Below are 9,136 nucleotides of genomic sequence, written 5' to 3' on the forward strand. Positions count from 1 at the left end.
ATTGCGATCATTGGTGTTTTGGTTGGTTTGTTGTTGCCTGCGGTCCAAGCTGCGCGGGAAGCGGCACGGAGAATGAGTTGCAGCAACAATTTCAAACAGATCGGTCTCGCGATCCACAACTACCACAGTGCCTACAATCAGTTGCCGATCCACGGCGGCGGCACCAACGATCCGTACTCCAATAAAATTTGGCGTCCATCGGAAGTCTCCAACAACGGGCGTTTGAGCTGGTTGGTTGGGTTGACTCCCTTCATCGAACAGCAGGGGTTGTGGGAGATGATCTCCAACCCGCTGAATGAAGATTCACGGGGCGCCAGTCCGCCGGCAGCCAGCGGAAATGGCGGAGTCAGCGGCGGCGCGACTCGCAATGGCGGTCCTTTCAGCCCCATGGGGCCAACCCCCGATGAGATTCTCTACACCCCATGGGTGACACAACTGCCAACGTTCCGTTGCCCGAGCGATCCAGGTGTCGGGCTGCCTTCGCTGGGTCGTACGAACTACGCCGCCAACTTGGGTGACTCCGCAGAACGAGCTCACCAGGGCGATTGGAACAACAGCGCACCGATTGGATACGACAACATCAACCCGACGTTGGCAAAGGAAATTCAAGGTGCTGGGCGAGGTTTCTTCACGGTGCATAAGAGCCGTCGTTTCCGCGACGTGCTGGACGGTCTTTCGAACACAGTTGCCGCTGGTGAGATTGCAACGGACTTGGGCGACAAAGACGTTCGTACGTCACCGCTGAACCGTGGATGGTCGTTTGTTCGCAAGTACCCACCCAACGATTGCGACAACTTGGTCGACCCTGCTCGTCCTCAATTCTGGGATGGGTCGCAGAACACGGTTGGTGGTGTCAACGGTCGCGGGTTCCGCTGGGCAGAACACTTGCCCAACTTCAGCGGCTTCTTCACCGCTCAACCACCGAACAGCCCGATCTGCAACGAGCAAAATGCAGGCAACTCGGGTTGGTACTCGGCGTCGAGCCGCCACCAAGGAGGTGTCCACGTCTTGATGGGTGACGGTGCAGTGAAATTCATGACCGACTCGATCGATGCGGGCAACCAGAGTCACCTAAGCGTCAACGCTTATCGGACTCCGGGTGCGAGAAGCCCTTACGGTATCTGGGGTGCCTTGGGCACTCGAGCCGCGAAGGAAATTATCGAAGAGGCCTTCTGATTTTCAGATGATTCACGCGTGCGGCCGAGCCACTGCTGACTTGGCCGCACGTTTTTTCCACTCCATCACTCAAAACGCACTGTTTTGGAAGCACACCTTCTGTCATAGAACCATGAAAACACGATTTACCTTGTTTGCGTGCTGTGCAATGCTCGCCTTGTCCGTCGGTTGCGGCGACAGCCAACCAACCAACATTGCTAGCGAGATCAGTGACAGCGAATTTGATGAATACAACCGCATGTTGCAAGAATCGCAACAACAAATGGTTGAGTCCGACGAAGCCATGGCCAAAGAGATGAAGCCCAAACGCTAACCGAGGCCTTTGTTTTGCGGGCAGCTCTCAACGTCATCCCCCAATTTCGCTCTGAGTTGGACACCCTGTGTGTCTTGCTCAGAGTTTTTTTATGCGCGGGGACATTCTGTTGCGTTGCTGGATGCAGTCCCAATGGCCCCACCGTCACGGAGTCGCCGAAGCAGCCAGACCGCTCGCCGACGATTGCGTCAAAGGACGAACCCCGCGGACAAACCATCGCTGCCGACGAAGCGGTTGGGGCCGACGAAATTTTGGCGATGGGGCGACAACTCGGCTGGGAACACGCCGAGTCAATGGCTCAAGAAGCGATGCTACGTTTCCCAAATGACGTCGGCATTCTGGTCGCGACCGCGACGGTGAAGCAGAACCTGGGAAAGACCAACGAGGCGGCACGCTGGCTGGTTGATGCGTCGCGAGTCGATCGATTTCAAACAGAACCTTTGGTTCTGCAGGCGGTGGCGGGGTTGATGTCGACGGGACAACTATTTGAAGCGATCGACTTGCTTGACGATGTCGTTAAAAAACATCCCGATCGGAAGGAAACGCGTCGTTGGCTGTTTGATTGCTTGGTCAACTCAGAACAAACGGAAAGAGCCCTCCCGCACGGGCGAACCCTGATCCGGCAACGACATTTCGATTCCGTGCTGTTGTTTTCGATGGGGCAAAACGAACAACGAGATCGCGAGATCCAATCGTTGACGGTGCTTTGGAAACGCAATCCCGACGATTCTCGATTGAGCATCGGCCAGGCGCGAGTGTTTCTCGACCAAGGCAAATTCAATCAAGCGGGTGAGCTGCTCCAAGAGATCCTGAAGCAATACCCATCCTTTGCCCCCGCTTGGTGCATTGAATCAGAGCGGTTGTTTTTGGATGGCCAATTCACAGCATTGGAAACCCATCTGAGAGAGACCCCCGAATCGGTTAAACGCGAGTCATGGATGCACTGGGCCACGGTAGGCGACTTGGCGATGCAATCGGAACAACCCGCCGTCGCTGCTCGAGCATACTGGGAAGCGATTCAGCGAAACGCAGGGGTTGGCAAGGTGCACGCGAAGTTTGCACGAACGCTGAAGATTGTAGGTGATAACCATGCGTGGATCACACCAACGCTGCTATCGGAACTTTCTCGAAGTGCGGAGTTGTTGGAGCGTTTGGTTCAGGAAAAAGATCGCTACTATCGATCGCAGATGAAGTCGACCGAGATCGCGATCTCCATTGCCGACTTGCTCGATCAACTAGGCCACCACTGGGAAGCGGAAGCATGGCTCGCCAACGCGATTCGCGAATCCGGTGTCGACACACCGCAGGCGACGGAGTTACGCGAAAAAGTGGTTTCCAAATTGCGTTCGGATCTTCCGTGGCAGGCAAAGCAACATGCGTTTGAGACGATCCGCTCGCAGGCAGACATCAGCTTTCCAATGACCTTGTTTTCTTCGCTCTCCCAACAATCCTTGCAGAAAGCAACTTCACCGGGTGTCCCCCAGTCCCCTATCACTGCCGCCACGTCAGCAACCTTCCGTGTGGTTGACGAAAGCGAGGCGTTTGGACTGAAGGGAGCAACGAACCAACCCATTCGGCTCGCAAACGGAATGATCCCGATCTATTCGCAGCTTGGATCCGGAGGCGCGTCGTTGGACTACGACCTGGACGGATGGCCGGATGTCTTTGTGGCCGGCACGACTCAATCGGTGAACGGCAATGGGTTGAGCACGAGCAATTTGTATCGCAATGAAGCGTCGCAGTTGCGGCCCGTGCGAGTGGTCGCGGGGTTGATGAATCGCGGCTTTGCTCAAGGCACCGTGACAGGCGATCTGAACGCCGATGGATTTGTGGACTTGGTTCAACTCAACTATGGCACCAATCAAGTCTTTCTGACCAACGGCGACGGGACTTTTGCGGAGGCACCGGAATGGTTCGATGTCAATCCAAACGCCTGGTCCACCAGCGGTGCGATTGCGGATTTGGATCGTGACGGTCTCGCTGACATGGTGGTGCTTCGTTACTGCGTCCCGGAAGCGCCGCTCCAAAGACGTTGCCGACGCCCCAGCGGTGAGTTGGAATACTGCGCACCGACTCATTTTAGCGCCGACATCGATCACTTCTATCGGGGCAAACCACGGGGCGGTTTTCAAAACGTCACGGAGGAATGGAACGCCATCCCACGCAATCCTGGTCGTGGGCTGGGAGTGGTTGTCGGTCAATTGGACTCCAGCGCGTCGTTGGATGTCTTTGTGGCCAATGACATGACCAGCAACCACTTCTGGTCACAATCGCCGACCGATGCGTCCACCTGGATCGAAAGTGGCACCTTGTGCGGCCTGGCGTTGGATTGGCGTTCGCGTCCGCAAGCCAGCATGGGAATCGCGACAGCCGACTTCGACGGCGATCAAGACTTGGATTTCTACGTCACGAACTTTGAAGAGGAACACAACACTCTTTATCTTCAAAAGAGTTCTGGCATTTGGTCGGACCAAACTCGGCCAGCGGGACTGTACGGTCCCAGTGTCGATGGACTTGCTTTTGGAACGGTGGCGGTGGACCTCGACAACGACGCGTCGCAAGAAGTGATGGTCTGCAACGGACATGTGCATCACGACTCACTCAGCGGCTACGCTCAATCGCCTCAGCTTTGGACGACGTCCCAAAACCGTTTTGCATTCCTCTCAAACGATGGATTGACGCCCTATTTCCAAAGCAAGCATGTTGGTCGGGCGGTTTGGAAGGTGGACATCAATCGCGACCGAAACATCGATTTGATCGTCACTCATCAAGGCGACTCCGCCCGAGTGTTGTGCAACCGGACCCAATCTACCAAACGCAACCGTGCCGTTGCGTTCCGTTTGGTGGGAACCGACTCTTCGAGGGATGCGATTGGATCCGTGATCACCGTGCGAGCGGGCGACCAAACACAAAGCAAGTGGTTGGTCGCCGGTGATGGTTACATGAGTTCCAGCGACAAAACACTGCTGTTTGGGCTGGGGCCGATTGCTTCGGATGTCTTGATCGACGCAACCATCACTTGGCCCAACGGACAACAGCAATCCATTCAGACGTTTCCCGACCGCGACGTGCTGGTGGTTCAAAAACAATCGGACGCATTCATCCTGGCGAGCGACCAACGCGTCTCCATTCCCTGAAAAAAACTCACCGAACGACTGAGGCCGCAACGGGAATGCAAAACGAATTCGGCGTTCCCATTTCTACAGTGCGACCGCCAGGACTCAAGCCGGCCACTGATAGCTTGCTTGACGCACAAAGCCTTGGATTTGAATCGAGCCATCAGGATGGATTTCCATCATGGAATAGCCGTTGCTTTCTGGTCCCGAGCCTTCGACCATGGCGGCCATCGTGCAGTAATGAATCCCGCCAATGTCATTCAGGTCATTGTGGTGGCTGTGACCTTGGAAGACAGCCACGACGTTGTCTGATTCTTCCAGCACCTTTCGCACGTCAGCACCATTTTTGACGCCATGGTGATTGCTGACATCGAGACGCTGGTGGGCGAACACAATGGTTGGCTTTTGATTGGATTGCAAATCGGCACGCAACCATTCCAATTCCTCTGCCGACACATTGGCGTCCGTCCAAGTGAAGTTGCGACGTTGGTAAGGCGTGCCGTCGCTGCGAAAGCACGAGTCCAACACAACAAAGTGAATGCCCTTGCGATCGAATGAGTAGTACGAGCTTTCCTTTTCAACGCCAGCCAAGAATTCTTGTTTGGTCAGTGTGTCAACGCAGTGATTGCCCAAGACGTAATGTCGATCGTCGCAGATGGCCGAAAAACGTTGGTTGATGGTTTTGAGATACCCGAGTTCAACCTCGACCGAATCCGCCGCGTCGATCAAATCCCCCAGTTCGACCAAAAGATCGGGTTTGTCATCAGCAAATTGCTTGCTGGCGGTGTCCAGTTTGCCAAGCGTTTCCCGGTAGTGGCGTGAACCGGCTGGCGGTTTGTCGGCATAGTGCAAGTCGGTGACCATTGCCACACGCACAGAGTCGCTGGAATCTTCCGCGACGGAGAGACCTTCCATCAGCAATGATGGCGTGATCGCAGTCGCCGCCAGTACCAAAGAGCCATCTCGAAGCAGCGCCCTGCGTTCCATGTTGCGAGGATTCACGTTGTCAGTTCCAGAGTTTCGTAGGGGAAGTCAGTTTGAATGCCGACGTCCAATATGAGCGTCGTTGCGTTCAATCTACCGGCTCTGAACTCGTCGAACAGTCACGCGTTGCCTCCGGAGCGGATCAAAAACGGATTCTTGCCGCACGCGAAAGTTTCCATGAAGATTCGCAGAACGCCACGTGAAGAAGCGTGGCAAAAACGGCGACGACGATTGCGTTGCCAGACAGTGTCCTACAGTTCCGCCACGAGGGCTTTGAAGTGCTTCAAACGTTCCGTGTTGACGCAGTAGCAAACTTTCGGCCCATCGACTTCGCCCTGGATCAAACCTGATTCCTTCAAAATCTTCAGGTGTTGAGAGACGGTGGACTGAGCCAATGGCAACTGATTCACGATTTCGCCGCACATGCACGCTTCTCGTCCAATCAAGAAGCGAACAATTTGCACACGGGCCGGATGAGCGATCGCCCAGGCGAGTTTTGCGAAGTCTTCTGCGGTAGGGTCGTCCTTCAATTGGACGGGCGCGGAATCGCAGCACTTCTTGGTTGTTTTTGCCAAATCAGCATCCCTCGTTGGAACCATCGTAGACTAGCGATGAAGGTTACCCTTCCGCTGGCGATCGGTCAACGGATTTGGATCGCTCGATTTCCCACCGGACGCAGACCGATGGACGACATCATCCGCTTCGTCGAGCCACGCGGTTCTCGAGATGCTGCCGCGTTCGAACCAATCAGGGCAGGTAGGGCCAATACGTGAGTTGGTCGTTGTGATGAGCGACGAATCGAACATCGCCATCTTGCGAAACCACCACGGCAATCGCTTGGTTCAGTCCGTTGACCAAGCGGTAGGCAGACCGGTGCCGCGTGCCAGCCGAATCGGCGCGTTCGACCACCGTTTGATGGCCCTCGATGTCGGTTGCACGATGGATTTGTTGAACAGGAGTGTCGCCCAGTATTTCGCCGCCGAAACCGATCAACCGAAAACTGTGATCGAGAATCAATGCTCCATCAACCGTCATCATGTCCGCAAGAAAGTGACTGAAATCGATCAGTTGGTCGTCGTAACGCCTCAGTTCCGCGTCACGGAATTGTTGATAGTCATTCCAAGTCAACACCTCAAGCTGTCGTGTTTTGGCGACTTCCAGTGCTCGCGACATCAAACGTTGCATCATTCCGTGATAGAGCAACGTGGAATCATCGGCCTGGAACTGAACACGAAAACGCAGCCATCGTTCGCACGTTCCGTCTTCGTGCGAACCATCAGGCAGCACCACCATCAGACCACCATGGCGACGATTCCTGACCAAACGCAACACGCGACGAACAACGCTCTGCGCCAAATCACGAACGAACGATTCGCAAACTTTGGTTCGGTTGACGTCACCGGCGTGACCTTCGGGCAAGCGCTTCAACATCGCTTCCCGGACACTTGAGAAGCGTCCCGAAATCCAAGACGAGCGAAAGGGATCAAACCCATCAATCAACAACTGGCCCTGGTTGGTTTCCAAAACTCGCAGGTAGCCAGATGACGCCACCAAGTGACCTGGACGAATCGCTTGCACAACCAAGTTGGGAGGCAAGGAAACGCCGTCGAAGCGGCTGCCTTCCACGCGATTGCCCCATTCGGTTCCCGTGACCACCAACCCCCAGATCACCAGCGATCCGTGTTCGTCGATCGTGACTGCCAAAGCCGCCCGATAGAAGTCCGCTGCGGCGTAAAGCTTTCGCAGATTGTGAGCACTGAGCGGGGCCGGTTCTGAGAACGACAAAACGTGTGGCCGCGGTTGTTCGGTCGCGATCGAATGCAATTGTGTGGGACTGGCGTAGATCACACGGCATCGTACCGGCGCGTCCTCTTCTCTCAGCAGACTGGCTTGGTAACAAACATCCAACAAGGAAGTCAGCGACGCAGTCGGCGGGAGCAATTCGGCGGGAAACCCTCGCGATTCCCATTGTTTGGACAAAACCGAAGCCATTTCGGCTGGGTAGGAAGAGAACTGATCCATGCGTTTCGCGGTTCCCAACGAGAGTTGTTGATGGAGGTGGCGTCCATGCTGCTGCGTGCCTTCGTTGAAAATGGCCAGATCGACCTATCCTCCACCGACAACAACCTGCAAAACGAATGAATCACTGTTTCGATTGATCGTTCAACACGTTCGGGCGGAGGAGTCCCATGCATTGACCTCCTCCAGCGTTGGAAATGAAGTTTGCGTACCAGGACGCATCACAGACATTGCAGCGACTCTCGCGGCCCTCGTCGCGGCTTCGGGAGCCGCCAATCCGTCGGCAAGAAAAACTGCCAACGCCGCCGTGAAAGCATCTCCAGCCCCCGTGGTATCGACGGCATCCACTTTGATTGCAGGAATGTGAACGGGGCCTGACTCATCAAGCACCCAAACTCCTTGGTTTCCCATCGTCAGCGCGACCGTTCGGACGCCTCGCTGCTGCAACGCTTTCGCAGCGTGGATGGCGTCGTCGCTCGTATCAACCGATTGACCGACGAGCGACGCGATCTCAGTTCTGTTCGGTACGCCCACCTCGCACAGCGACAGCAATTCGTCCGTGACGTTTTCAGCCGGAGCGGGTGTCAACATCGTCAATGCGCCCGCGGACCGTGCCATTTTAAAGGCCGCCACCGCCGCTTTCACTGGCGTTTCCAGTTGGCACAATACGACCGCCGAATCCTGAATGCATGTCGCCAGGCGTACATCGTCTGGAGTCAGTTCTGCGTTGGCGCCGGCGACCACGATGATGCAATTTTCAGCGGCGTCATCGACCATGATTGCCGCCGTCCCGGTCGGTTGATGCTCCGACTGCTGCACAAAAGCAGTGTCGATCCCATCGGCCTGATAGGCTTGGATGGCTTGTGTCCCAAAGCCATCTTTTCCGACTCGAGCAACAAATGAGACGTGGGCTCCCAATCTCGCAGCGACCACGGCTTGGTTGGCACCTTTGCCGCCCATGCCCTGCTGCATCGATGTGCCTGAAATCGTCTCGCCAGGATTTGGGAATCGTTCCGACCGAAATGTCAGATCCACGTTGGCTGATCCGACGACGGTGATTTGCTTCTTGGAGGTGGGCACGTAGTTCATTGCAATGTTCCTGCTTACTCTTCCGATCGGTTGCAACAGACGCAAGGATGCGGAAAACCTTGGACGACTTGCTGCAAGGATGGCGAAACATTTTGCAGAAACAACCCGTCCTTCGATCACTGGTGATCAGACACTTAGACCGGTCGCCCTCACGCGGCCGTCCTGCCAGGACGCTTCATCGACCAGTTCTTTGCCGGCCCGGCGTCCGAACGCCAAATCAGTCAAGGCCGTGCACGACTACAAACTGGTACTACTCTTGAGGACGGGAACCAACAACGCCATCACGACGGCGAGAACCAAAATCGCCATCACGAGTAGCATGATCGGCTCGAGCAATCGCACAAACAAATCGAGTCGACGGAACGTTCGCTTTTCAAGCGAATCGGCGATCTCGGGCAGCACTCGGTCAAGCGAGTTGCTCTCTTCACCGACGCTGATC

8 protein-coding genes are annotated in these 9,136 nt (G+C 55.6%); 3 read left to right on the top strand and 5 right to left on the bottom strand.

Translation table 11 applies throughout. The annotated features are described in order from the left end of the window. The 3 genes from ACF8AM_RS04330 to ACF8AM_RS04340 all read left to right on the top strand — a co-directional run. Nucleotides 1–1,176 (top strand): DUF1559 domain-containing protein (locus ACF8AM_RS04330; protein ID WP_392554452.1); only part of this gene is annotated, 1,176 nt, incomplete at its 5' end. Nucleotides 1,177–1,288: 112 nt separating this feature from the next. After that, the gene (locus ACF8AM_RS04335; RefSeq protein WP_392554453.1) at nt 1,289–1,489 is read left to right on the top strand and encodes a hypothetical protein; all 201 of its coding nucleotides are present in this window, start codon (nt 1,289–1,291) and stop codon (nt 1,487–1,489) included. A 257-nt stretch (nt 1,490–1,746) separates the two neighbouring features. Next, a complete protein-coding gene (locus ACF8AM_RS04340; protein ID WP_392554454.1) occupies nt 1,747–4,626 on the top strand; it encodes an FG-GAP-like repeat-containing protein in 2,880 nt (959 codons plus the stop codon). Between the two features lie 84 nt (nt 4,627–4,710). On the opposite strand, the gene ACF8AM_RS04345 is transcribed toward ACF8AM_RS04340, so the two are convergent. The 5 genes from ACF8AM_RS04345 to ACF8AM_RS04365 all read right to left on the bottom strand — a co-directional run. Beyond that, complete coding sequence (locus ACF8AM_RS04345; RefSeq protein WP_392554459.1) at nt 4,711–5,592, bottom strand: metallophosphoesterase family protein; 882 nt, start codon at nt 5,590–5,592, stop codon at nt 4,711–4,713. A gap of 248 nt (nt 5,593–5,840) precedes the next feature. Continuing rightward, nucleotides 5,841–6,164: an ArsR/SmtB family transcription factor gene (locus ACF8AM_RS04350; RefSeq protein ID WP_392554455.1), complete on the bottom strand. Its 324-nt coding sequence runs from the start codon at nt 6,162–6,164 to the stop codon at nt 5,841–5,843. A gap of 172 nt (nt 6,165–6,336) precedes the next feature. Further along, nucleotides 6,337–7,611: a putative sensor domain DACNV-containing protein gene (locus ACF8AM_RS04355; RefSeq protein WP_392554456.1), complete on the bottom strand. Its 1,275-nt coding sequence runs from the start codon at nt 7,609–7,611 to the stop codon at nt 6,337–6,339. A gap of 141 nt (nt 7,612–7,752) precedes the next feature. After that, nucleotides 7,753–8,697: a ribokinase gene (rbsK, locus tag ACF8AM_RS04360; protein WP_392554457.1), complete on the bottom strand. Its 945-nt coding sequence runs from the start codon at nt 8,695–8,697 to the stop codon at nt 7,753–7,755. Nucleotides 8,698–8,934: 237 nt separating this feature from the next. Next, nucleotides 8,935–9,136 (bottom strand): type II secretion system F family protein (locus ACF8AM_RS04365; RefSeq protein ID WP_392554458.1); only part of this gene is annotated, 202 nt, incomplete at its 5' end.

This window comes from Rhodopirellula sp. JB055, from assembly GCF_043100905.1.
In the GTDB taxonomy this organism is placed as follows: domain Bacteria; phylum Planctomycetota; class Planctomycetia; order Pirellulales; family Pirellulaceae; genus Rhodopirellula.

Bases quoted from the DNA above. Each gene is read 5' to 3' on its own strand.
- ACF8AM_RS04335 (WP_392554453.1), top strand. From the start codon at position 1,289: ATGAAAACACGATTTACCTTGTTTGCGTGCTGTGCAATGCTCGCCTTG.
- ACF8AM_RS04340 (WP_392554454.1), top strand. From the start codon at position 1,747: ATGGGGCGACAACTCGGCTGGGAACACGCCGAGTCAATGGCTCAAGAA.
- ACF8AM_RS04345 (WP_392554459.1), bottom strand. From the start codon at position 5,592: ATGGAACGCAGGGCGCTGCTTCGAGATGGCTCTTTGGTACTGGCGGCG.
- ACF8AM_RS04355 (WP_392554456.1), bottom strand. From the start codon at position 7,611: ATGGATCAGTTCTCTTCCTACCCAGCCGAAATGGCTTCGGTTTTGTCC.
- rbsK (WP_392554457.1), bottom strand. From the start codon at position 8,697: ATGAACTACGTGCCCACCTCCAAGAAGCAAATCACCGTCGTCGGATCA.